The organism is Thioclava nitratireducens (genome assembly GCF_001940525.2).
GTDB classification, from domain to species: domain Bacteria; phylum Pseudomonadota; class Alphaproteobacteria; order Rhodobacterales; family Rhodobacteraceae; genus Thioclava; species Thioclava nitratireducens.
In genome coordinates this window covers 3591513-3613186 of record NZ_CP019437.1, presented here as the reverse complement: position 1 = coordinate 3613186, position 21674 = coordinate 3591513, and the positions used below count along the sequence as shown (strand labels likewise).

At 65.4% G+C, this 21674-nt stretch carries 21 protein-coding genes and 1 other RNA gene; 12 read left to right on the top strand and 10 right to left on the bottom strand.

Annotation, left to right across the window (positions count from 1 at the left end):
• Nucleotides 1-52: 52 nt before the first annotated feature.
• Complete coding sequence (locus BMG03_RS17260) at nt 53-817, top strand: NAD kinase (RefSeq protein ID WP_199224616.1); 765 nt, start codon at nt 53-55, stop codon at nt 815-817.
• Nucleotides 818-820: 3 nt separating this feature from the next.
• Here BMG03_RS17260 and BMG03_RS17255 read toward each other — a convergent pair whose 3' ends face one another.
• The 4 genes from BMG03_RS17255 to BMG03_RS17240 form a co-directional block, all read right to left on the bottom strand.
• Entirely contained in the window at nt 821-2281 is a 1461-nt protein-coding gene (locus BMG03_RS17255; RefSeq protein WP_077701318.1) for a sigma-54-dependent transcriptional regulator, read from the bottom strand.
• Nucleotides 2268-3641, bottom strand: coding sequence for an ATP-binding response regulator (locus BMG03_RS17250; RefSeq protein WP_075773941.1), 1374 nt, complete (start codon nt 3639-3641; stop codon nt 2268-2270). The genes BMG03_RS17255 and BMG03_RS17250 overlap by 14 nt, the downstream gene beginning before the upstream one ends.
• A 331-nt stretch (nt 3642-3972) precedes the next feature.
• Complete coding sequence (locus tag BMG03_RS17245; protein WP_075773942.1) at nt 3973-5865, bottom strand: propionyl-CoA synthetase; 1893 nt, start codon at nt 5863-5865, stop codon at nt 3973-3975.
• Between the two features lie 206 nt (nt 5866-6071).
• Nucleotides 6072-8348: an NADP-dependent malic enzyme gene (locus tag BMG03_RS17240; protein WP_075773943.1), complete on the bottom strand. Its 2277-nt coding sequence runs from the start codon at nt 8346-8348 to the stop codon at nt 6072-6074.
• A 242-nt stretch (nt 8349-8590) separates the two neighbouring features.
• Between BMG03_RS17240 and BMG03_RS17235 the strand changes: the two genes are divergently transcribed.
• The 5 genes from BMG03_RS17235 (at nt 8591) to BMG03_RS17215 (ending at nt 13110) form a co-directional block, all read left to right on the top strand.
• Nucleotides 8591-8983: a cytidine deaminase gene (locus BMG03_RS17235; RefSeq protein ID WP_075773944.1), complete on the top strand. Its 393-nt coding sequence runs from the start codon at nt 8591-8593 to the stop codon at nt 8981-8983.
• Nucleotides 8983-10305, top strand: coding sequence for a thymidine phosphorylase (locus tag BMG03_RS17230; protein ID WP_075773945.1), 1323 nt, complete (start codon nt 8983-8985; stop codon nt 10303-10305). Before BMG03_RS17235 ends, BMG03_RS17230 begins: the two co-directional genes overlap by 1 nt.
• Nucleotides 10302-11519, top strand: coding sequence for a phosphopentomutase (locus BMG03_RS17225; RefSeq protein WP_075773946.1), 1218 nt, complete (start codon nt 10302-10304; stop codon nt 11517-11519). Before BMG03_RS17230 ends, BMG03_RS17225 begins: the two co-directional genes overlap by 4 nt.
• Before the next feature lie 11 nt (nt 11520-11530).
• On the top strand, nt 11531-12163 hold the full coding sequence (gene upp, locus BMG03_RS17220) for a uracil phosphoribosyltransferase (RefSeq protein WP_075773947.1): 633 nt from the start codon (nt 11531-11533) through the stop codon (nt 12161-12163).
• A gap of 65 nt (nt 12164-12228) precedes the next feature.
• On the top strand, nt 12229-13110 hold the full coding sequence (locus BMG03_RS17215) for an SPOR domain-containing protein (protein ID WP_157771609.1): 882 nt from the start codon (nt 12229-12231) through the stop codon (nt 13108-13110).
• A gap of 49 nt (nt 13111-13159) precedes the next feature.
• Here the strand turns inward: BMG03_RS17215 and BMG03_RS17210 are convergent, their stop codons facing one another.
• The gene (locus BMG03_RS17210) at nt 13160-14179 is read right to left on the bottom strand and encodes a hypothetical protein (RefSeq protein WP_075773949.1); all 1020 of its coding nucleotides are present in this window, start codon (nt 14177-14179) and stop codon (nt 13160-13162) included.
• 175 nt (nt 14180-14354) lie between these two features.
• Nucleotides 14355-14789, bottom strand: coding sequence for a DsrE family protein (locus tag BMG03_RS17205; RefSeq protein ID WP_075773950.1), 435 nt, complete (start codon nt 14787-14789; stop codon nt 14355-14357).
• 197 nt (nt 14790-14986) lie between these two features.
• On the opposite strand from BMG03_RS17205, the gene rnpB reads away from it, so the two are divergent.
• From rnpB to rpmG, 4 genes are all read left to right on the top strand, one after another.
• Nucleotides 14987-15401: RNase P RNA component class A (rnpB, locus tag BMG03_RS17200), an RNA gene on the top strand.
• 195 nt (nt 15402-15596) lie between these two features.
• Nucleotides 15597-15980 (top strand): DUF302 domain-containing protein, encoded by a 384-nt coding sequence (locus tag BMG03_RS17195; protein WP_075773951.1) that lies wholly within the window; start codon nt 15597-15599, stop codon nt 15978-15980.
• Nucleotides 15981-16060: 80 nt separating this feature from the next.
• Nucleotides 16061-16771 carry a tellurite resistance TerB family protein gene (locus BMG03_RS17190; protein ID WP_075773952.1) on the top strand — a complete coding sequence of 237 codons (711 nt, stop codon included), beginning with the start codon at nt 16061-16063 and terminating at the stop codon, nt 16769-16771.
• A gap of 158 nt (nt 16772-16929) precedes the next feature.
• Nucleotides 16930-17097 (top strand): 50S ribosomal protein L33, encoded by a 168-nt coding sequence (rpmG, locus tag BMG03_RS17185; RefSeq protein ID WP_036638206.1) that lies wholly within the window; start codon nt 16930-16932, stop codon nt 17095-17097.
• Between the two features lie 356 nt (nt 17098-17453).
• Here rpmG and BMG03_RS17180 read toward each other — a convergent pair whose 3' ends face one another.
• Entirely contained in the window at nt 17454-17783 is a 330-nt protein-coding gene (locus BMG03_RS17180) for an AzlD domain-containing protein (RefSeq protein WP_075773953.1), read from the bottom strand.
• The gene (locus tag BMG03_RS17175; RefSeq protein WP_240497064.1) at nt 17780-18526 is read right to left on the bottom strand and encodes an AzlC family ABC transporter permease; all 747 of its coding nucleotides are present in this window, start codon (nt 18524-18526) and stop codon (nt 17780-17782) included. Before BMG03_RS17175 ends, BMG03_RS17180 begins: the two co-directional genes overlap by 4 nt.
• A gap of 88 nt (nt 18527-18614) precedes the next feature.
• On the opposite strand from BMG03_RS17175, the gene mobA reads away from it, so the two are divergent.
• Entirely contained in the window at nt 18615-19217 is a 603-nt protein-coding gene (gene mobA, locus BMG03_RS17170; protein WP_279627824.1) for a molybdenum cofactor guanylyltransferase MobA, read from the top strand.
• The gene (locus BMG03_RS17165; RefSeq protein ID WP_244270966.1) at nt 19214-19801 is read left to right on the top strand and encodes a GNAT family N-acetyltransferase; all 588 of its coding nucleotides are present in this window, start codon (nt 19214-19216) and stop codon (nt 19799-19801) included. The genes mobA and BMG03_RS17165 overlap by 4 nt, the downstream gene beginning before the upstream one ends.
• A gap of 74 nt (nt 19802-19875) precedes the next feature.
• Here the strand turns inward: BMG03_RS17165 and BMG03_RS17160 are convergent, their stop codons facing one another.
• A complete protein-coding gene (locus BMG03_RS17160) occupies nt 19876-20922 on the bottom strand; it encodes a hypothetical protein (protein ID WP_233242995.1) in 1047 nt (348 codons plus the stop codon).
• Between the two features lie 63 nt (nt 20923-20985).
• Nucleotides 20986-21456: a transcription elongation factor GreA gene (gene greA, locus BMG03_RS17155; protein ID WP_075773954.1), complete on the bottom strand. Its 471-nt coding sequence runs from the start codon at nt 21454-21456 to the stop codon at nt 20986-20988.
• Nucleotides 21457-21674 lie beyond the last annotated feature (218 nt).

Genomic DNA, 21674 nt, shown 5'->3' with positions numbered 1-21674 from the left:
TGTCTTTCGTCCAAGCCCTTGCAACACCTTGGACAAGCAGGAGGACGGCGCGGTGGCGAAGCAATTTACCCATATCCATTTCGCAGCCTCCCATGCCGAGACGGCGCAGAAGGCGCTCGAGGATCTGGTGGCGCGTTACGGGCAGGTGCCGCGCTATGCGGCCGATGTGATCGTGGCGCTTGGCGGTGACGGGTTCATGCTGCAATGCCTCCACGAGGGCACGGGGTTGCCGGTCTACGGGATGAACCGCGGCTCGGTCGGCTTCCTGATGAACGACTATGTCGCCGACGATCTGCCAGAGCGGCTGGAGGCGGCGGAGCAGGCGGTGATCAATCCGCTGTCGATGAAAGCCGAGACCGAAGACGGGATGCTGCATGAGGCGCTCGCCATCAACGAGGTCTCGCTGCTGCGCGCGGGTCCGCAGGCCGCGAAGCTGAAGATCTCGATCAACGGCAAGGTGCGGATGGAAGAACTGGTCTGCGACGGCGCGATCGTCTCCACCCCGGCCGGATCGACCGCCTACAACTTCTCCGCCCACGGGCCGATCCTGCCGATCGGCTCCGACGTGCTGGCGCTGACCGGCATCGCGAGCTTCCGGCCACGTCGCTGGCAGGGCGCGATCCTGCCATCCTCCGCGCTCGTGCGCTTCGACATTCTGGAATCCGACAAGCGACCGGTCATGGCCGATGCGGACAGCCGATCGGTCAAGCCGGTCAAATGGGTCGAGGTGCGCTCCGAGCCGGAGATCGAGCACTGCATCCTCTTCGATCCCGGCCACGGTCTCGAAGAGCGATTGATGCGCGAGCAATTCGCCTGACGCTCAGTCCTTCGACAGCCACGCATCGCGCTTTCGATAGATCGTAGAGGGCGCGACCCCCAGTTCCAGCGCCGCCCGCGGGATAGATCCGTCATGGCGGTCTATCGCGGCTTCGATCGCGGCGCGCTCGATCTCTGCCAGGGTTCGGTTCGCGAAGGGATCGGCGGCTTGCGCGGCAGGCGCGGCGGCGGCGCCCATCGTCGGGTCGAACTCCGGAAGCATATGGGCGCGCAGCACCGGCCCCTCATGCATGACGATCGTCGCGCGGATCACGTTCATGAGTTCGCGCACGTTGCCGGGCCAGGGGCGGTCTTCAAGACGGGCGATCGCTTCGGGCTCGATCTCGCTGAAGCAGCGATCTTCCTCGGAGGCGAACCGCTCCAGCGCCATCCGCGCCAGAGGGCCGATATCCTGCCGGTGCATCCTCAGCGGCGGCATCTCAATCGCGAGCACCACCAGCCGGTAATAGAGGTCTTCGCGGATCGCGCCGCTTTGCAGCAGTGCCGTCGGCGAACTGGTGGCGGCGCAGACGATACGCACGTTGACGTCAATCGCCTGGCTGGCACCGAGCGGTTTGATCTGGCCGCTTTGCAAAAACCGCAGCAGCTTGATCTGCGCGGTGGGGGCGAGCTCGCCGATATTGTCGAGCAACAGAGTGCCTCCATCTGCGTCATGGAGCGCACCGGGTTTGTCTTCCAAGGCGCCGGGGAAGGCGCCGCGGCTGTGACCGAACAGCTCGCTGTCGATCCGTTCCGCGGGCAGGGCGCCGCAATCAAGCGCGACGAAGGGGCCGTCGGCGCGGGGGCTCGTGCTGTGAACCGCATGGGCGCAGAGTTCCTTGCCGGTGCCGCTCTCGCCCCAGATATAGACCGGCGCCGTCGAGCGGGCGGCGGCGCGCGTCCGGGCATAGAGCGCGCGCATCTTCGGCGCGCTGCCGATGAACTCCCCGACCGTCCCTTCGACCGCGTTCGCATCGTTGGCATCCGCTCGCAGCGACAGGCTGCGCGCGCTCTCGATGGCGCTTCGGAAGCGCGGTTCGTCGATCGGTTTGACGAGAAAGTCGATCGCGCCCTCCTGCATCGCTCGCACCGCGCGATCGATCGACCGGTCGGCGGTGACCGCGATAATCGCCGTGTAGGGGCGCAGGGCCAGCATCTCCGCGATCAACTCATCGCCATCACGGTCGGGCAGCATCAGATCGAGCAGAACCATGCGGATCGGGTTCTCGCGGAAGATGCGCATCCCTTCCTCGGCGCTTGCCGCGAGATGGGTGACGAAGCCGGCATTGCGCAGATAAGCGTCGTAGATCGCGCGCAGCGATCCGACATCTTCGATCAGAAGGAAATGATCGGCTTCTGCGTCTTCGCCGTCCCGCGCGCGTTGGCTTGACGCGTAAGGCTGGTCGTCCGTCCCTCCGTGCGTCTCGCTGTCCGGGGTCTTCGTATCGGAGTCACTGGGTCTCATGCTGTAAATCAGTCTTCGTGTTCAAATTATTTCGAGTGGTGGCGATCAGCCGGTCGATGAAAATGAGGGCGACACGGCCAAGGGTTTGAATATCTTCATAAGTCCCATGACGGGTAGCGCTGTCAAGCGCCCGTGCTTGCCGCGACAGGGGTGTGTCACCGGCGGCTCCAGCCACGGCACTGAGCTTATGACTAAGTAATTGCAGGGCGCAGAGGTCGAAAGGGGGCAACGCGAGCGAGAGTCCGTGACGTACCGTCTCGAGATCGGCGATCAACTCGCGCCCGAGCCCTTCCGGCAGCGCCTTCTCGGTCAGGCGCAGGTGCGCGAGCAGACCGCGCGGCGGTGTGGTCACCCGCGGCACCGTCGTCGTGCAGCCGGCGTCTTCCAGAGCGCGCAGGATCGGCCGCAGACCCAGCATCGGCTTGAGGAGGCAGGCATCGGCCCCACCCATCTGAGCTCCGCTATGGCCGCTACACTGAATGATCGGAAGGTCCGCCCAAGGCAGCCCGGAGCGGCGAATAGCCGCAATCACCTCGGTGCCGCGGAGACCCGGCATCTCGATGTCCAGCACCGCGAGATCGAACCGTTCGGTCAATAACTGGGCAGCGGCGGTGCCGCCGTTGCTCAACCCTGTCACTTGCGCGCCCAACGCGCTCAGGAACTGTTCGAGCAAGGCGCGGCTCGTCTCGCTGTCGTCCGCGACGAGCACGTTCCATCCGCTGAGATCGGGCAGCGGAGCGTCTGGCATCGTGGAGCCGATATCGACGGGACGGGCGGGAAGCGACACGCGAATTTCGGCGCCGCCTTCCGGTGCGTTGGCGAGTTCGATCCGGCCGCCGGCCTCCGCCACCAGCGCGTGGCAGATCGCGAGCCCCAGCCCTTGCCCTTCTGGATTGCGGAACGTCGCGGTCTCGCTGCGTTGCCCCGCGCATGCCGGATCGCTGAGGCGTTCGGCGGGAAAGCCATCCCCCTCGTCCCGCACGGTCAGCAAAAGCCCCTCGGCTTGGTCGAAGTCAAGCGACAGATGGATCGTGCCACGCTGCGCATAGCACAGTGCGTTGCGCATCAGGTTGGCGAAGATGCGGGTGAGCGGCACGCGGTCGATCGCCAGCACCGGCGGAATATCGGGGGACATATGAACTGCGAGCGCCATGCCGCGACCGGAGGCCGCGCTGGTCCAGCGACGGCGCACACGTTCAAGCGCATCGGCGATGACCAAGGGCGGTGTCTCGGAGGGGGTGCCCCGATCGGCTGCGTCATCGCTCTGGACCACGGGCGCACCCGTCACCGCGTCGTCCAGATCGATCAGCTGAGCGAGATCGTTCGCCGCTTCGCGTGCGCGTTGGAGTTGCCCATGCATGCCTCGCCCGCCGGGATCGGCGAGCGCCGCGTCCAATCCGCACATCACATCGGCAAGCGCGGCGCGCAGATCGTGCTGCCATAGAGGCCCCCGATCGCATCGCGATGTCGCGAGAGGGGCTTGGTCAGCGGGGTCTGGTAGCTCTCGGTTCATCAAAATAACCCCTCGATGGATGATTCCGGGGTGCGGTTCTCAAATCAATCTTTGATAGCATAAACAATAACGTAAAGCCGCACCCATTGTGGATGCGGCTTCTTAACTTTCGCGTAAACTTCTAAAGTGGTGCCTATTCGCGTCTCTCACAATCAGCGACGCTTATTATAAGCTTGCCTTACTTTCGGGGATAACCGAGCCCCTTGAGCGCCTCGGTTATCTCGTCGAGGATCGCCGGATCGTCGATGGTGGCAGGCATTTTCCACTCCTGCCCGTCCGCGATCTTCACCATCGTCGCGCGAAGGATCTTGCCAGAGCGGGTCTTTGGCAGCCGATCCACCACAGTGGCGAGCTTGAAGGCCGCGACCGGACCTATCTGTTCGCGCACGCGGCTCACGCATTCCTTGACGATCTCTTCATGCGGGCGGTTGCAGCCAGAACTGAGGCACAGGAAGCCCAGCGGCGTCTGCCCCTTAAGCTCGTCCGCCACGCCGATCACGGCGCATTCGGCGACGTCGGGATGCCCTGCGAGAACCTCCTCCATCGCGCCGGTCGAGAGGCGGTGACCGGCGACGTTGATCACGTCATCGGTGCGCGCCATGATGTAGAGATAGCCATCTTCGTCGACATAGCCCGCGTCGCCCGTCTCGTAATAGCCGGGGAACTGTTCGAGATACGCCTTCTTGAAGCGTGCCTCGGCATTCCACAGCGTCGGCAGCGTGCCCGGAGGCAGCGGCAGCTTGATCGCGATGGCGCCGAGCTGGCCCGCCCCGACCGGATGGCCGCCCTCGTCGAGCACCTGAATGTCATAGCCCGGCATCGGCACCGAGGGGCTGCCCACCTTGGTCGGCAGTTCCTCGATCCCGATCGGGTTTGCGGCGATGGCCCAGCCGGTCTCGGTCTGCCACCAGTGATCGACCACCGGCACGCCAAGATGTTTCTGCGCCCATTCGACGGTCGCGGGATCGGCCCGCTCGCCTGCGAGGTAGAGTGCCTGCAGGTCGTGCAGCGCATAGCGCTTGATCCATTCGCCATTCGGGTCTTCGCGCTTGATCGCACGCAGCGCCGTGGGGGCGGTGAAGAAGCTCTTGATGCGGTTGTTCTGAATAATCCGCCAGAATACGCCCGGATGCGGCGTGCCGATCGGCTTGCCTTCGAACACCACCGTGGTGGCGCCTGCGATCAGCGGGCCGTAGCAGATGTAGGAGTGACCCACGACCCAGCCGACATCGGACGCCGCCCAGAAACGGTCGCCCGCCTCGATATTGTAGATGTTCTTCATCGACCATTGCAGCGCGACGAGATGGCCGCCGGTATGGCGCACGACGCCCTTCGGCTGTCCGGTCGTGCCCGAGGTGTAGAGGATATAGGCCGGGTGGTTGCCTTCGACCGGCACGCAGTCTGCGGGCTTCACGCCATATTGGAAACCGTGCCACGAGAAGTCGCGCCCCTCGATCAGCTTCGCCACTTCCTGTTCGCGCTGGAAGATGACGCAGAATTCCGGCTTGTGCTCGGCCTGCTCGATCGCCTCGTCGAGAAGCGGCTTGTAATGCACTGTGCGGCCCGGCTCGAGACCACAGCTGGCCGCGATGATCGCCTTGGGGGTGCAGTCGTCGATCCGCACCGCGAGTTCATGCGCTGCGAAGCCGCCGAACACGACCGAATGGACCGCGCCGATCCGGGCGCAGGCGAGCATCGCCTCCAGCGCCTCGGGGATCATCGGCATGTAGATGATGACGCGATCGCCCTTCTCGACGCCGCGCATCTTCAGCGCGCCCGCCAGCGAGGCAACGCGCGTCTGCAATTCCTTGTAGGTGATGCCCTTGGTCGAGTGGGTGATCGGGCTTTCATGCATGATCGCGATCTGATCGCCACGTCCTTCCTCGACATGGCGGTCGACCGCGTTCCAGCAGGTATTGACCATCCCGTCCGAGAACCATTCGTAGAGCGGCGCGTTCCCGTCAAACAGGGCCTTCGAGGGCTTCTCGTCCCAGTCGATCTTCTCGGCGGCGTCCATCCAGAATTTCTCGGGATCGGCCTGCCAGGCGGAATAGACCTCTTTGTAGCCCATGCGAACATCTCCTCCTCAGGAATTTGGAGATGTGTTACGGAGCGGAAACGGCTGACGCAAGAATGTTACCGCGCACAATCCGTTGCCCTGCCAAAAAATTTGCAGAAACCGCGACAAATCGCCCGCAAACTTTTGCAAACTGCGGGCGAGTTTTCAGGTTATTTGCACCCTCGTGGGGGTTTGCAAATTTCGCTGGCGAGTGCGACTCAGCTGTAATGCGCCACCGGCGTGCCTGCGATGGCGGACATGTTCAGCAGGCCGCGCGAGGTGATCGAGGGCGTGACGATATGCGCCTTGTTGCCCATCCCCATCAGGATCGGCCCGACTTCCAGACCGCCCGCTTTCATCTTGAGGATGTTGCGCACGCCCGACGCCGCATCGGTATTGGCGAAGACCAGCACGTTGGCCGCCCCCTCGAAGCGCGAATTCGGCATCAGGCGGGCGCGGGTGTCGGGGTCGAGCGCCGCGTCGACATGCATTTCGCCTTCGAAGTCGAAATTCACCTCGCGCTGGATCAGCAGATTCATCGCGGCGCGCATCCGCTCGCCCGAGTCGCTGTCGAGATTGCCGAACTGGCTATGCGAACACAGCGCGATCTTCGGCTTCAGCCCGAAGCGCGAGACGTGCCGCGCCGCGCCGCAGACCGTTTCCATGATCTGCTCCGGCGTCGGCGCGTGATGGACGTGGGTGTCGGCCACGAAAAGCGGGCCGTCCTCCAGGATCATCAGGCTCAGCGCGCCCTGGGGATGGAGCCCGTCGCGGGCAAGGATTTCGCGCACATATTTCAGGTGCCACAGATACTGCCCGAATGTGCCGCAGATCAGCGAATCCGCTTCCTCGCGATGGACCATAACGCCGGCAATCGCGGTGGAGTTGGTGCGCATGATCGCACGCGCGAGGTCGGGCGTGACACCGCGGCGGGCCATCAGCTCGTGATAGGTGCCCCAATAGTCGCGGTAACGCGGGTCGTTCTCCGGGTTCACGATCTCGACCGCGCCGAGATCGAGCGGCAGGCCGGCCCGTTCGCAGCGCATCTCGATCACGTCGGGACGACCGATCAGGATCGGCGTGTCGGTGGTCTCCTCGATCATCGCGTTGGCGGCGCGCAGCACCCGCTCGTCCTCGCCCTCGGCGAAAACGATACGGCGGCTCACGGTCGCAGCGGCGTCGAAGACAGGCCGCATCAGCAGGGCCGATTTGAACACCGAACTGTCGAGCTGGACCTTGTAGGCATCGAGATCTTCCAGCGGGCGGGTCGCCACGCCGGTCTCCATCGCGGCTCTCGCCACAGCGGAGGCGACGATGCCGATCAGCCGGGGGTCGAACGGCTTGGGGATCAGGTAGTCCACGCCGAAGGTGAGTTTCTCTCCGCGATAAGCGGCGGCGGCTTCGGCGGAGGTGGTCTGCCGCGCGAGTTTGGCAATCCCTTCGACGCAGGCGATCTGCATCTCGTCGTTGATCGTCGTCGCGCCCACATCCAGCGCGCCCCGGAAGATGAACGGGAAGCACAGCACGTTGTTGACCTGGTTCGGGAAATCGCTGCGCCCAGTCGCGATGAGCGCGTCGGGGGCGACCTCGCGGGCGAGATCGGGCAGGATTTCCGGGTTCGGGTTCGCCAGCGCGAAGATGATCGGCTGCTTTGCCATCTTCTGCACCATTTCGGGCTTCAGCACGCCGGGACCGGAAAGGCCGAGGAACATGTCCGCGCCTTCGATCACCTCGTCGAGCGTGCGCAGATCGCTGTCCTGTGCGAATTCGGCCTTCTGCGGCGTCATGTCGGCTTCGCGGCCCTTGTAGACCAGCCCTTCGATATCGCAGAGCCAGACGTTCTCGCGCTTCACGCCCAGCTTCAGCAGCATGTTGAGACAGGCGATGCCCGCCGCCCCGCCGCCGGTCGAGACGATCTTGATGTCCTCGAAGTTCTTCTTCGCGATGCGCAGCGCGTTGGTCGCGGCTGCCCCCACAACGATCGCGGTGCCATGCTGGTCGTCGTGGAAGACCGGGATGTTCATCTTCTCGCGGCAGATTTTCTCCACGATGAAGCAGTCGGGCGCCTTGATGTCTTCAAGGTTGATCGCGCCGAAAGAGGGCTCGAGCGCGCAGACGATCTCGGCCAGCTTCTCGGGGTCGTTCTGGTTCACCTCGATGTCGAACGCGTCGATATTGGCGAATTTCTTGAACAGAACCGCTTTGCCTTCCATCACCGGTTTCGCGGCGAGCGGTCCGATGTTGCCCAGGCCCAGCACCGCCGAGCCGTTGGTGACGACAGCCACCAGGTTGCCCCGCGCGGTGTAGTCATGCGCGGTGTCGGGATCTTCCTTGATGGCGAGGCTCGCCTCGGCCACGCCGGGCGAATAGGCGCGGGCCAGATCGCGGCCGTTCGCGAGCGGCTTCGTCGCACGAATTTCCAGTTTTCCGGGTTTCGGCTTGGCGTGATATTCCAGTGCCGACTGACGCAGGGTGTCCTGACGCGCCTCTTCCATGAGATCCTCCCCGAACTGGTTTAGCGCTAAACTAATTTTTCGCGCGCGACTCTCCCGTCGTTCTAGATAGCACGAAGGGAGTGATTGCAACCCCTGCGAATTACGTTGCGGCATGAACTCCGCGCGAGGCGGACGGGTGGCGCGAGGTGAGCGCTTGCATCCGGAGCAGGTGCGGCGCAGGATCGGGAGAACTCAACCGGCTGGACAAATTTTACGCTCCGGCCACGGACCGGAGACCGCCGATGTCGCTGCTCGATTCTGCCCGTCAGGTGCGCGAAAACGCCTATGCGCCCTATTCGAAATTCAAGGTCGGTGCGGCGGTGCGCGGGGCGTCCGGCACCATCTATAGCGGCGTGAATGTCGAGAACGTGGCCTATCCCGAAGGCACCTGTGCCGAGGCCGGCGCGATCGCCGCGATGGTGGCCGCGGGCGAGACCGAGATCACCGAGGTAGCCGTGATTGCCGACAGCCCGACGCCGGTCCCGCCCTGTGGCGGCTGCCGTCAGAAGCTGGCGGAATTCGCGCGTCACGACACGCCGGTGACGCTGGCCACGACCGAGGGCGAGCGACTCGATACGACGGTGGGCGATCTGCTGCCCGGTCGCTTCGATATGAGCCATATGGAAAACACCTGATGGATGCCCGCAGCATTATCCAATCGGTGCGCGACGGCAAAAGCTTGAGCGCAGATCAAGCCCAATGGTTCGCGCGCGGTCTGGCCGACGGCTCGGTCTCCGATGCGCAGGCGGGGGCCTTCGCGATGGCCGTCCTGCTGAAAGGTATCGGCACCGACGGTCGTGTGGCGCTGACGCAGGCGATGCGCGATTCCGGCGAGGTTCTGCGCTGGGACATGCCCGGCCCGGTGATCGACAAACACTCGACCGGCGGGGTAGGGGATTCCGTCTCGCTGCTGCTTGCGCCCGCGCTGGCGGCCTGTGGCTGCTACGTGCCGATGATCTCGGGACGGGGCTTGGGCCATACCGGCGGCACGCTCGACAAGATGGAAGCGATCCCCGGCTATGACGCGACCCCCGGTATCGGCGCGTTGCGCAAGGTCGTGGGCGAAGTCGGTTGCGCGATCGTCGGCGCCACGGGCGAGATCGCCCCGGCCGACAAGCGCCTCTACGGGATCCGCGACATCTCGGGCACGGTCGAGAGCATCGACCTGATCACCGCCTCCATCCTGTCGAAGAAGCTGGCCGCCGGGCTCGAAGGGCTGATCCTCGACGTCAAGGTCGGCTCGGGCGCGTTCATGGCGCGGCCCGAGGATGCGAAGGCGCTGGCGCAGAGCCTCGTTGCCACCGCGAACGGTGCGGGCTGCAAGACCACGGCGCTGATCACCGACATGGATCAGCCGCTGGGTCATTCGGCGGGCAATGCGCTGGAAGTGATCGAGGTGATGGAGACGCTGACCGGCACCGGTGTGAACGAGGCGCTTTGGGACGTGACCGCGGCTCTGGGCGGCGAGGCGTTGGTTCTCGCGGGGTTGGCCAAGGACGCGGTCGACGGCACGGCGCGGATCGACGAGGTGCTCAGCAACGGGCGCGCGGTCGAGGTGTTCGGCAAGATGGTCGCCGCGTTGGGTGGCCCGAGCGATTTCGTCGAACGTTTCCCCGACCGACTGCCCTCCGCCCCGGTGATCCGCGCCGTGGAGGCGCCGCGCGCAGGCTTCGTCAGCCGCATCGACACCCGCGCGGTGGGCGAAGCGGTGGTGCATCTGGGCGGCGGGCGTCTGGTCGGCACCGACAGGATCAATCCCTCGGTCGGGCTGTGGGAGATCGTCTCGCTGGGCGACGACGTGACATCGGGCGAACCGCTGGTGACGATCCATGCCGCGAATGATCGCGACGCCGATGCCGCCGAAGCGGCCCTTCTGGCTGCGATCGAGCTGAGCGACGAGGCCCCCGAAGAGCCGCCCCTGATCCACGAACGTATCGGCCCGGAGGATGTGCAATGAGCCGCGCCTTTCTGATCGTCATGGACAGCGTCGGGATCGGCGGCGCGCCCGATGCGGATCGTTTCTTCAACGACGGCGCGCCGGATACGGGCGCGAATACCGTGGGCCATATCGCGCAGGCCTGCGCCGGAGGACGGGCAGAGGAGGGCCGCTCGGGGCCGCTGAAGATGCCGACTTTGGCCGGTCTGGGGCTGGGCGCTGCGGTGAAGCTCGCCTCGGGCGAGGCTGCGCCGGGGCTGATGGCTGAACCTGTCGGGCTCTGGGGCGCGGCCACCGAGGTCTCTCCCGGCAAGGACACGCCCTCGGGCCATTGGGAACTGGCAGGTGTGCCGGTGCCGTGGGAATGGCATTACTTCCCGGACAAGGTTAACAGCTTCCCGCCGGATCTCGTCGCGAAAGCCTGCGAGATCGCTGGGACCGACGGCATCCTCGGCAATTGCCACGCCTCGGGCACGAACATCATCGAGGAACTGGGCGACGAGCATATCCGCACCGGCTGGCCGATCTGTTACACCTCTGCCGATAGTGTGTTCCAGATTGCAGCCCATGAAGAGCATTTCGGCCTCGACCGCCTTCTGAAGCTCTGCGAGGGGCTCGCGCCGACGCTGCATGCGATGAAGGTGGGGCGCGTGATTGCGCGGCCGTTCATCGGCGAGAATGGCGAGTTCACCCGCACCCCGAACCGCCGCGATTACGCGATCCCGGCACCGTCGCCGACGCTACTAGACTGGGCCTATGACGCGGGCCGCGTGACACATGCGATCGGCAAGATCGGGGATATCTTCTCGCATCGCGGCATCACCCATCTGCACAAGGGCAAGGGCGATGCCGATCTGGCCGATCACTTGATCCGGCTGACGGGTGAGGCTGAGGAGGGCTCGCTCACCTTCGCCAATTTCGTCGAGTTCGACAGCCTCTACGGCCATCGCCGCGACGTCTCGGGTTATGCCCGCGCGCTGGAATGGTTCGACACGGTGGCGGAGCAATTTCTCGACCGCCTGCAACCGGGCGATCTGGCGATCTTCACCGCCGATCACGGCAATGATCCAAGCTGGCGCGGCACCGATCACACCCGCGAACGCGTGCCTGTTCTGGGCGCGGGCCCGGGTATCGGGTCGCGCAGCGTGGGGAATGTGGGCTATGTCGACCTAGCGGCCTCGCTCGCCACGCATCTGAACATTCCGGCGCAAGGGCCGGGCAAAAGCTTTCTGTGAGGGACAAGACCATGAGTGACCATCTGACCGTCGTCAAACATCCGCTGGTGCAGCACAAACTGACCCTGATGCGCGAGAAGGACACCTCGACCGCGTCCTTCCGTCGTCTGCTGCGCGAGATCAGCCTGCTGCTGGCCTACGAGATCACGTCGGAGTTGGAACTGACCTCGAAGAACATCGAGACGCCGCTTCAGGAAATGGACGCGCCGATCCTCGCGGGCAAGAAGCTCGCGCTGGTCTCGATCCTGCGGGCGGGCAACGGTCTGCTGGATGGGGTGCTGGAACTGGTGCCGGCGGCGCGCGTGGGGTTCGTCGGTCTCTACCGGGACCCCGAGACGCTGAAGCCGGTCGAGTATTACTGCAAGCTGCCGAGCGAGCTCGAAGATCGTCTGACCATCGTGGTCGACCCGATGCTGGCCACCGGCAACTCCTCGGTCGCGGCGATCGACCTGATCAAGGAAAAGGGCGCGAAGAACATCCGCTTCATGTGCCTGCTGGCCGCCCCCGAGGGCGTCGCGCGCATGAAAGAGGCGCACCCGGACGTGCCGATCGTGACCGCCGCGCTCGACGAGAAGCTCAACGAGCACGCCTATATCGTGCCGGGTCTGGGCGACGCGGGCGACCGGATGTTCGGGACGAAGTAAGGGCAACGTCCTTTACTCAAAGGAAAACCCGGCTATCCTCCCCCTAGATAGTTTAGGGGTTGTATATGCGATTGAACGCAGGAGCAGCGGTCGGTCTGGCCGCAATTCTCACGCTGGGGCTGGGAGGCTTCGCATCGGAATTGCGGGCGCAGCAATATGCGCCCGCCGAGATGCCCCCGGCAAGCTATACCGAGCCGCAATATGTCGACAGCGAGGGCTGCGTCTTCGTGCGCGCCGACTATGGTGGTGCCGTGCGCTGGGTGCCACGAATGAATAGCGACCGCGGCATCGTCTGCGGCTATAAGCCTACGATGACGCTGGCGGCGAAGCCCGCAACTGCGAAACCTGCCACCCGGGCGAAGGTGGCAACGCGCGCTCCCTATTCGCCGACCCCTGCGTCCCCGCCCGCGCCGCGCGACAGCGCGCGCGTGTCGCACAGGGTGAGCGTCGGTGGACTCGCCCCGATCATAACCCGCGCGCCCCAGCCGGAGAACGGCTGGAGGAATGCCTTCGAGGACGGGCGCCTCAACCCCTATCGCGGTCCACGCACCGTCCAGGGCAACGAACAGATGCGGGCGCGCTGGACCGAGGAGACGCCGATGCAGCTACGGCCCACCGCGACGCCCGATCAGGTCTATGTCGAAAGCTCTCACCCGCCGGTGCCAAGAACCCAGATCGTGGTGGTGCCGACCGTCACTGTGTCGAACAAATCGGTCGCGCCGGTCGGCTCGAGCGGCAAGCAATATGTGCAGGTCGGCAGCTTCGCCAATGTCGCGAATGTTGCGACCGCGACGAAGCGTCTGCAGGCGCTGGGCCTGCCGGTCGCGACGTCCAAGACGCAGGAGCTGACTGTGGTCTATGCCGGGCCGTTCTACGATACCGCGAAGCTGAACTCGGCGCTGGCCTCGGCGCGTCGAGCGGGCTTTCCCGATGCGCTCGTGCGCTGAGGAAGTATGACGACCGAAGCAAGATCGAGCGGGCCTTCGGGGCCGTTTTTCATTGCGCTGAGCAGATATCCTGCAGGGCCACCCATTGCGCATCTTCGAGAACCGGCTTCGGCGCGGGCTGGCCCTTGAACGGATCGGCCTCGATCAGGCCCAGCACGGACTCTCCGGTCGGGTCGAGCGCGTAGGCGTAGGGCGTCGCGCTGACCCCGGCCTCGCGGAAGGCGCGCAGAAGCGTGTCGCTATCGGCGCGAGCAGGCGGACGCTGCAACAGGTCCTGCGCATATTCGGCCAGTCCGCTCTCGGGAAGGTCGCCCGTCGTCAGCAGCCGCAGCGCCGCCGCGGGCCCGAGACGGTCGAGCATCCGGTGCAGCGGGCGTTCTCCGGCGGCGCTGTTCTGCGCGGCGATGATGTAGCCCGCGACGACCTCGGGGGTGTCCGGCCCGTTGATCGTGTCGCGACCGACCACGGTCATCCCGCCGGGCAACAGCCGCGCCCCTTCGAGCGCCTGCGGCAGGACCGCGATCGCCGATTGTCCGGGCAGTCGCTCGGCGAGGGCCGAGAGCGCGCGATCACCGCCGGGGCTGTGACAGGCAGCGCCCGTCATCTTTACCATCTCCGACAGCAGCTTACGCCCGATCTCGACGCGTTTTGCCTGGGGTGCGACGCGCGCGGCATGATCGACCAGCGCCGAGGGTAGCCAGAACAGCGCCACCGCGCCGACTGCCAGCAGAACCGCCCCGATGAGCACGCCGCGCAGCCGCCCCGGATGCGGGCGCTGTGCGGCGATCATCGCGTGAACCTTCTCGATCGCGGCGATCATCGTTTCGTCTTCGACCTCGAGCTCTTCGCCCGGCTCCTCGGATGGGGCGAAGATCGCGGGGCGCTTGCCGGGATTGCGACGGTGCATCGCGGGCAGCGACCAGTGTGCGAGTGCCGTGCCGGAGCGCACCTCCGACAGCACAAGCGTCGCGTCGCCCAGCGAGAGGATCACCTCGCGGCGTTGTGCGTCCGCATCGGGACGCCATATGCCGATCGCCTCGAGGCGCTCATATTCGGAAAGGGCGGTCATGCGGGCCCGTTACTGCTCTTGTTTGTCAAGAGGATAGCCGATCCTGCCGGGGGGTCAATCAAACAGCCCTGCCTGCAACGTAAGCCGCCCCGCACGGAAGGCCGAGCGGGGCGATCTGGGGCGCAATTCAGAGTGGAGTGCGCGGGATGCGTGGTGCTGCCCGCGCTCTCGTCCGTCAGGGGCGCAGATAGGCGTAACCGTCGCGCTGCAGATCGACGAGGTAGGCCGCGCCGGACGGGACGATCTCCGCCTCTTCGACCATCGGAGGCTCCTTGCCGAGCTTCTTCGTCATACCGGCGAGCGTGTTGGCGCAGGCGCGGAAATGGATCGGCTGGCCCAGCATCGCCATTTCCTCGATCCGGGCTTTCACCGGCGAGGTATCGGCGCGCAGCATGTTGAGACCGGGCCCGTAGGTGACCAGCTCGATCTGCACGTCTTCGCCCTGGTCCTTGTAGTATTGGATCATGTTGAGCGCGTTGTTGAGCGCCATGTTCATCACTTGTGGGTCGGCGCTGTTGACCTGAATCGCGATCTTCTCGTTCGCCATCGCGGGCAACGCCCAAACCATCGCCGCGAGCGCGAGCCCGAGGCGCAGTCCTCCCTTGTCCATCGTGATCTCCCTTTCACTTCAATGGAAGCTCAGCCTCGACGTGCCGGGGTCGAAAAGCAAGCGATTGCACGGATCGCTCCGCAAATTTCACGTCCTCGTGATGGATGGCTGGCGCTCTCGGCCCGGCTACGGGCGCGCGCGGTGCGCCCATCCGGGCGATTGACCGCATGAGTGCGAATGTCTATCTGCTGCCTTGCGCGGATGGCTGGATGGCCGCGAGCGCCCGTAGCCCCGCGCAATGCGGGCAGCCGGGTGCCCGAGGAAAGTCCGGACTCCATGAAGCAACGGTGCCGGGTAACGCCCGGGCGGGGAAACCCGACGGAAAGCGCCACAGAAAACAGACCGCCCCGGTTTCGGCCGGGGTCAGGGTGAAACGGTGGGGTAAGAGCCCACCGCGGGACTGGCAACAGGACCGGCACGGCAAGCCCCACCGGGAGCAACGCCGAATAGGGATCGTGTGCTGCGCCGCTTGCGGTGATGGCAGGGGAGCTTCGCCCCGAGCGATCCGGGTTGGCGGCTGGACCCTGCGAGCAATCGCAGGGCGAGAGGAATGGTCATCCACGGGGGCGCGAGCCCTCGGGACAAAATCCGGCTTACAGGCCGTCCGCGCAAATTCCGCTTCCACTATCGCCAGAAAACGCGGGCATGGAACAAGCTCCCACCCGCACGGGTTCCCGCCATTGCGGCACAGCGAGCGCGCGTTGAAGCACAGGCCTCGCCATGATCGTGACTTGCGTTTCGGACCGAATTAACCACGCTCGAAGCAAAGGCAAACAAAGCTGAGACGAACAGGGGAGAGAGATTGCCATGGGCTATACGATCGACAAGGTGATGACCGGGGCATTCGACGAGGTCGAGGCGAAAGTGCGCGAGGGATTGGCTGATGCGGGCTTCGGCGTGCTGACCGAGATCAACGTCTCGGCCACGATGAAGGCCAAGCTCGACAAGGACATGCCGCGCTACAAAATCCTCGGTGCCTGCAACCCGAAGCTGGCCTACGAGGCGATCGGCTTCGCGCCGCGGATCGGGGCGATGCTGCCCTGCAACGTGGTCCTGCGCGAGGTCGAAAACGGGATCGAGGTCAGCGCGGTCGACCCGGTTGCTTCGATGCTGGCGGTCGAGAACGACGATCTCGTGGAAGTCGCCAGCCAGGTGCGCCAGATGCTCGCCGACGTGATCGCCAAACTGTAGGCCGCACGAGTTTTTTCTAGCCAAGCGCGCCGACGCGCGCGAAGCTGTCGCAACAGGAAACCGAATTTCGGGGGAATGATATGAGCTTCGTGAAGACATTGGCCACGCTCGCGGTGGGCTTCGCCGCTGCCAAGGGCGTGGAGCGTTTCAACAAGATGGGCGGTCTCGACGGCATGAAGGACGCGCTCGGCAAGGCGGGCGAACCCGGCGGTATGGGTGACCAGATGGGCGAGTGGGCCGAGAAGATGGGCATGCCCGGCGGCAAGGAGACCGTGCGCGGTCTGTTCGGCCAGTTCGGCTCTCAGGCGGCCTCCGCGACGGCTGCGACCGAGGCGGGACTGGGCGCGCTGATCGGCGCCATGACCGGCGCTGCGAAGACGGGCGCGGGCAATATCTCGGAAATGCTCGGCGCCGTGACCTCCGGCACGCCGGTCAACGCGATGATGGAAGATCAGGCCAAGCTGATGATCCGCGCAATGATTCAGGCCGCGAAAGCCGATGGCGAGATCGACGACAAAGAGCGGCAGACCATTCTCGATCACCTGTCCGATGCCTCCGATGAGGAAATCGCCTTCGTGAAGGCCGAACTCGACGGCCCGATCGACATCACCGCTCTGGCCAATGCCACCTCGGATCACATGAAGTCGCAGGTCTATTCCTCAGCGCTTCTTCCGATCACAGTCGATACCGAGGCGGAGAAGCAATATCTGGCGAATCTGGCTGCCGCGCTGGGCCTCGAGACGGAGAAAGTCGCCCAGATCCACGAGACGATGGGCAAGCCGCTGATCTGAGCGGAGAGAGCCTTCCGGCTTTATGGGGCGCGGGCGAAGAATTTTCAGCTTGCGGCCCGGTTTGCCGGTTGACTCCGCATCGCGCATCGCTAAAAGGCGGGCTTCAAGGATTCCGCGGGTGCGTAGTTTTTTCGATGCCCGGAGCTAGGAGATAGACAATGGCGAAGCCGACGACGATCAAGATCCGTCTGAACTCGACGGCGGGCACCGGGCACTTCTATGTGACCAAGAAGAACGCCCGCACCATGACCGAAAAGATGACCGTGAACAAATACGATCCGGTCGCGCGCAAGCACGTCGAATACAAGGAAGGCAAGATCAAGTAAGATCGCCTGACCTTGACGGTTAGAAGGCCGTGCCTCCGGGCACGGCCTTTTTCTTTTTGTATTGGAATTGGAAGCTGGCTGCCCGGATCAGCCGCGAAGCGGCCCGGGCCGCGCCCGACCTCCCCGGGGAGGGCGCATTGGCGATGTCGTCGCGGGTCTATGTGTCTTGCGGGCTTGCGAGATAAAGCACCCTGCCATAGGCGGGGAAAGCGCCCACCCGAGGTCGGGCGCGGCCCTCTGGAGGCTCAAAATGGAGTTACCGGGGGTTCCCCGGTGCATTGCTCGCGCAATCCGCGTTCGCCGCTTCGGTGGCTTCTCTGGAGCCCCCGATCTGCGCCTTCAGCGCAGGCCGCGGCTCACACCAGCCACAGCGAGAGGTAAAGCGCTGCGAGCCCGCTCAGAATCGCCCACAGCGTGTTGCGCGTCGCGATCCCGACGCCGAGCGTCGCGAAGGCCGCGATCATCCGCGCGGGGTCGGTCTCACCGCCGGTACCTGCGGGCCACAGCACCAGCGGGGCCACGAGCCCCGGCAGCACCGCAACCGGCGTGTAGCGCAGGTAGCGCAGCGCCCATTCAGGCAGTTGCCGGTCGCCGAGAAACCCCATGAAGGAATAGCGCAGGAAGTAGGTGCCGATCCCCAGTGCGACGATGATTCCCCAGACCAAAGCGTCCGAATAGCCGTTCATTCCCGCACCGCCTTTCTACGCGCGACCCAAAGCTCGACCTGCGCGCCTGTCACCATCGCGGCGACGGCGGCGATCATCAGCCCAACGCCCGAGGGCAGGAAGCTCAGCGCCAGTGCGCCCACGACCGAGACGGCCGCCGCGGCGACATGGGCCAACGTGCGCAGCGCCGGCCCGATCATCGCAAGAAAGGTGATCGGCACCGCGAAATCGAGCGCGAATTCCGGCGGGATCTGCGCGCCGACCAACGCGCCGACAAGGGTCGCGACATACCAGTTCGGGCAGACCGGGGAGCAGACGCCCGCGTAATAGGCCAGCTTCTCGGCGCGGCTCATGTCGGGCTCGGCCTCGTATTCATTGGCCGCCATCGCATAGGCCTGATCGACCATGAAATAGGCCACCAACGCTTTCTGCCACGTCTTCGCCTTGCCGAAATGCGGGGTGAGGGCCGCCGAATACATCGCCATGCGCAGATTGACCGCAAGCGAGGCTGCGAGGATCAGCACGACCGGCGCGTGATCGCCCATCAGTTGCAATGCGGTGAACTGCGCGGCGCCCGCGATGACCATCACCGAGAAGCCCATCACCTGTACCAGATCGAGCCCCGCACTGGTTGCGGCCACGCCGAACAGGAGGCCGAAAGGCACGATGACCAGAAGGAACGGCAGGCCATGCCGAAATCCGCGCCAATAGGCGGCCCGCACCGCGCCTTTCGGGGCCGTCCCGTTCGCAGTCATGTCCGACATGATGCTTGTCTCCCGTTCTCAGTTGCGGGACAGATAGGGAAGGATGCGGGCAAAGGCAAAGCGCGCGATTGTATTGGAGGCAATCATCTTGACCGCTGGCGAAGAAGTCGGGCCGCGCGTGGTCGCGGTGATCCTTGCGGGCGGGCGGGGCCGGCGCATGGGCGGCGTCGACAAGGCGATGGTGATGCTCGCCGGACGCCCGCTATTTGCCCATGTCGCAGCACGGATCGGCCCGCAGGTGGTAGGGCTCGCGATCTCCGCCAATGGTGCGGCGGTTCGATTCGCGCCGATCCCCGTTCTACCCGATCCGCCCCAAAGGCAGGGCGAGGGCCCCCTGGCGGGGCTCCTGAGCGCGCTGGATTGGGCGGCGGAGCAGGGCGCGGATATGCTGCTCAGCGTTCCCGTCGACACACCTTTCCTGCCCCGCGACCTCGTTGCCCGGCTGCGCGCTCCCGGCGGCGCGGCTTACGCCGCCTCGGCCGGTCGCGACCACCCGAGCGTCGCGCTGTGCCCGGTCATGGAACGGGCGCGGATAGCCGAGCTGTTCGCCTCGGGCGAACGCCGATTGCGTGCGGCCTTCCCGGAGGCGACGCGGGTGGCGTTCGAGGGCAGCCCAGACCCGTTCACCAATCTCAACACGCCCGAGGATCTCGCCACGGCGGCCGCGCATCTGGCTGAGGCGACCCGGTGACCCAGGTGTCGATCCGGCACGGGCTCGCACGCGAGCATCGCGCAGCGGCGGCGGAGCTTTACTGGCAGGCATTCGGCGGCAAGCTCGGCCGCGTGATGGGGCCGGAGCAGCGCGCCTTGGGCTTCATCGCCGAGGTGATCGATCCGAGCCACGCGCTCTCGGCGCTCGATGGCGATGGCGCGCTGGTCGGGGTGGTCGGGTTTCGCACGCTGCGCGGCTCCTTCGTCGGCGGTAGCTGGGCCGATCTGCGCAGCCATTACGGGCGCGGTGGCGGGCTCTGGCGCGGCGCCTGCCTGCATCTTCTGGCCCACGATTTGCCCGAAGGCGGAATGATGGTCGACGGGATCGCCGTCCACCCGGAACTGCGCGGCGCAGGCATCGGGCGCGCGCTGATCGAGGCGCTGTCCCGCGAGGCGCGCAGGCGTGGCTACCGGGCGCTCTGTCTCGACGTGATCGACGAGAACCTGCGCGCACGCGCCTTGTACCAACGGCTGGGCTTCGAGGTGACGGGGCGGCGCAGTTCGCGACTGACGCGGCTGGTCTTCGATTTCCGTTCGGTGCAACTGATGCGCCGCGCGCTCTGAAGGCTCCGCCGCGCCCTTTCGTATTGGCTCAAATATCCCCGGGGGGCGAGGGCGAAGCCCGAGGGGCTGGCCCGTCAGTCGAAACTGCCGGTGACGCGCCCCAGCAGCATGAAGGCGCGGGCGGTGCGGGTTTCGGCCATCTCGGCGATGTCCTGATCGGAGGCGTTCTTCTCGAACTCGGCGAAGGTCCGGTCGAACTGGCGCAGGAAGTGATGCGCCACGTCGCGGAAGATCGTATCGCCGCGCATCCGGCCCGCGCTGAGCGCCAGCGACGAGCGATCGCGAATGCCGCCGAGGCTGGTGATCTCGCGGCCGCGCTCGCCTTGCGCAAAACGACGCCATAGTTCGGGCCGGGCGCGGTCGGGCTTGAGGTCGTCCATGTAGATGCCGTCCTGCGCGAGCAGGTTCAGCACATCCTGCGCCGAGCGCAGCAGCTTTGCCGTCGAACGGTCTTCGAGGGCGCGGCGCAGCGCGCGGAAGCCTTCAGTGTCGTCGGGCGAATCCGGGAAGTTCAGCGCGCGGACGAAATCCGCGACCGAGAGCGGCGCGCGGAGGTCCTCCGCCGGGGTGCCGAGCGCCAGCATCGGTTCGCTGTCATCGGGTCGGGGCGGGGGCGGGGCGACCAGCGCCGCCTTGCGGTCGGCGGAGGGCTGGCTTGCCTGCACGTCGCGGCGCGAGGCGAAGGTCGCGATCGTGGTCTCCGCCTGACGGGCGACGGCAGCGATCTCGTCGAGCTTCTTCTCGACATTCTGATCGGTACGCATCGCCTGCTGATTGAGCCAGGCGGTACGCATCGCCTCGATCGATTGTCGCAGCGCGGCGGTTTCGGCGCGCATCTCGCGGGTAGCGCGCGCGGTCACGGCGGCGACCCAGACCATCACGATCGGCACCGCCATCCCCACGACGAGGCTGACGGTGGCAAACAGCGACGCGGCGCGCGCGATCCCGGGTGCGAAGAACCAGAAGGCCGCGACCAGGAAGACCCACAGGATGCTCAGCCCCAGCGCGATCCATTCCGGCGCGCCGGGAAAGCGTGTCTTGAGGCGTGGACGACCGGCAGGCGGGTGCGATCCGCCGGGCATGGCGAACCGATCCTTGTCCTGCTCTGCGGGTCCTTCCATTCAGGCTCTCCGTCAGTGGCGCACGGGCACATGCTCAGCGGCAGCCGCGCAGGGGCGTCCGTGTCAGGCGAAAACGATCTTTAGGATTTCGTAAGCCTTGTCGCCACCCGGCGTACGAACCTCGACAGAGTCGCCCTCGTCCTTGCCGATCAGCGCGCGCGCCAGAGGCGACTTAATGTTGAGCTTGCCCTTCTCCAGATCGGCTTCGGGTTCGCCGACGATCTGGTAGGTCTTCTCTTCGTCAGTGTCCTCGTCGACGATGGTCACTGTCGCGCCGAATTTCACGGCGCCCGACATCTTCGACGGGTCGATCACCTCGGCCCGGCCCAGAAGCCCTTCGAGCTCCTTGATCCGGCCTTCGATAAAGCCCTGCTTCTCGCGTGCCGAATGGTATTCGGCATTCTCCGAGAGGTCGCCCAGTTCCCGCGCTTCCGCGATCGCGGCAATGATCGCGGGACGCTCTTCGGACTTGAGCTTTTTCAATTCTGTATTGAGCGCGTCAAAACCTGCGCGCGTCATCGGTTGTTTGTCCATGGAAGGCTCCCGAACTCGGAACTGTCCCCAATTCAGGGCATCTAAATCTGCTCTCACCCCCGGAAGTCAAGTGGACAGCGCGATTTTCGCGGCGAATTGCCGATCTCGTCAGTTCGGGAAGGCGGCGCAATTTGGCGCAAGATTGTTGCGCGGCATCGCAGCGTAACAATTGCCTCGTTACGCGAGGTAGGCTAGGCAGGACGCCAGCTAGGACGACC

Excerpts from the sequence above, each read along its gene's own strand:
- BMG03_RS17215 (WP_157771609.1), top strand. The coding sequence starts at position 12,229 with ATGCGATTGAACGCAGGAGCAGCGGTCGGTCTGGCCGCAATTCTCACG.
- BMG03_RS17175 (WP_240497064.1), bottom strand. The coding sequence starts at position 18,526 with ATGTCGGACATGACTGCGAACGGGACGGCCCCGAAAGGCGCGGTGCGG.
- BMG03_RS17255 (WP_077701318.1), bottom strand. The coding sequence starts at position 2,281 with ATGAGACCCAGTGACTCCGATACGAAGACCCCGGACAGCGAGACGCAC.
- BMG03_RS17250 (WP_075773941.1), bottom strand. The coding sequence starts at position 3,641 with ATGCATGGGCAACTCCAACGCGCACGCGAAGCGGCGAACGATCTCGCT.
- BMG03_RS17225 (WP_075773946.1), top strand. The coding sequence starts at position 10,302 with ATGAGCCGCGCCTTTCTGATCGTCATGGACAGCGTCGGGATCGGCGGC.
- BMG03_RS17190 (WP_075773952.1), top strand. The coding sequence starts at position 16,061 with ATGAGCTTCGTGAAGACATTGGCCACGCTCGCGGTGGGCTTCGCCGCT.
- greA (WP_075773954.1), bottom strand. The coding sequence starts at position 21,456 with ATGGACAAACAACCGATGACGCGCGCAGGTTTTGACGCGCTCAATACA.
- rpmG (WP_036638206.1), top strand. The coding sequence starts at position 16,930 with ATGGCGAAGCCGACGACGATCAAGATCCGTCTGAACTCGACGGCGGGC.
- BMG03_RS17195 (WP_075773951.1), top strand. The coding sequence starts at position 15,597 with ATGGGCTATACGATCGACAAGGTGATGACCGGGGCATTCGACGAGGTC.
- BMG03_RS17160 (WP_233242995.1), bottom strand. The coding sequence starts at position 20,922 with ATGGAAGGACCCGCAGAGCAGGACAAGGATCGGTTCGCCATGCCCGGC.
- BMG03_RS17180 (WP_075773953.1), bottom strand. The coding sequence starts at position 17,783 with ATGAACGGCTATTCGGACGCTTTGGTCTGGGGAATCATCGTCGCACTG.
- BMG03_RS17210 (WP_075773949.1), bottom strand. The coding sequence starts at position 14,179 with ATGACCGCCCTTTCCGAATATGAGCGCCTCGAGGCGATCGGCATATGG.
- BMG03_RS17240 (WP_075773943.1), bottom strand. The coding sequence starts at position 8,348 with ATGGAAGAGGCGCGTCAGGACACCCTGCGTCAGTCGGCACTGGAATAT.
- BMG03_RS17230 (WP_075773945.1), top strand. The coding sequence starts at position 8,983 with ATGGATGCCCGCAGCATTATCCAATCGGTGCGCGACGGCAAAAGCTTG.
- BMG03_RS17235 (WP_075773944.1), top strand. The coding sequence starts at position 8,591 with ATGTCGCTGCTCGATTCTGCCCGTCAGGTGCGCGAAAACGCCTATGCG.
- BMG03_RS17245 (WP_075773942.1), bottom strand. The coding sequence starts at position 5,865 with ATGGGCTACAAAGAGGTCTATTCCGCCTGGCAGGCCGATCCCGAGAAA.
- BMG03_RS17205 (WP_075773950.1), bottom strand. The coding sequence starts at position 14,789 with ATGGACAAGGGAGGACTGCGCCTCGGGCTCGCGCTCGCGGCGATGGTT.
- upp (WP_075773947.1), top strand. The coding sequence starts at position 11,531 with ATGAGTGACCATCTGACCGTCGTCAAACATCCGCTGGTGCAGCACAAA.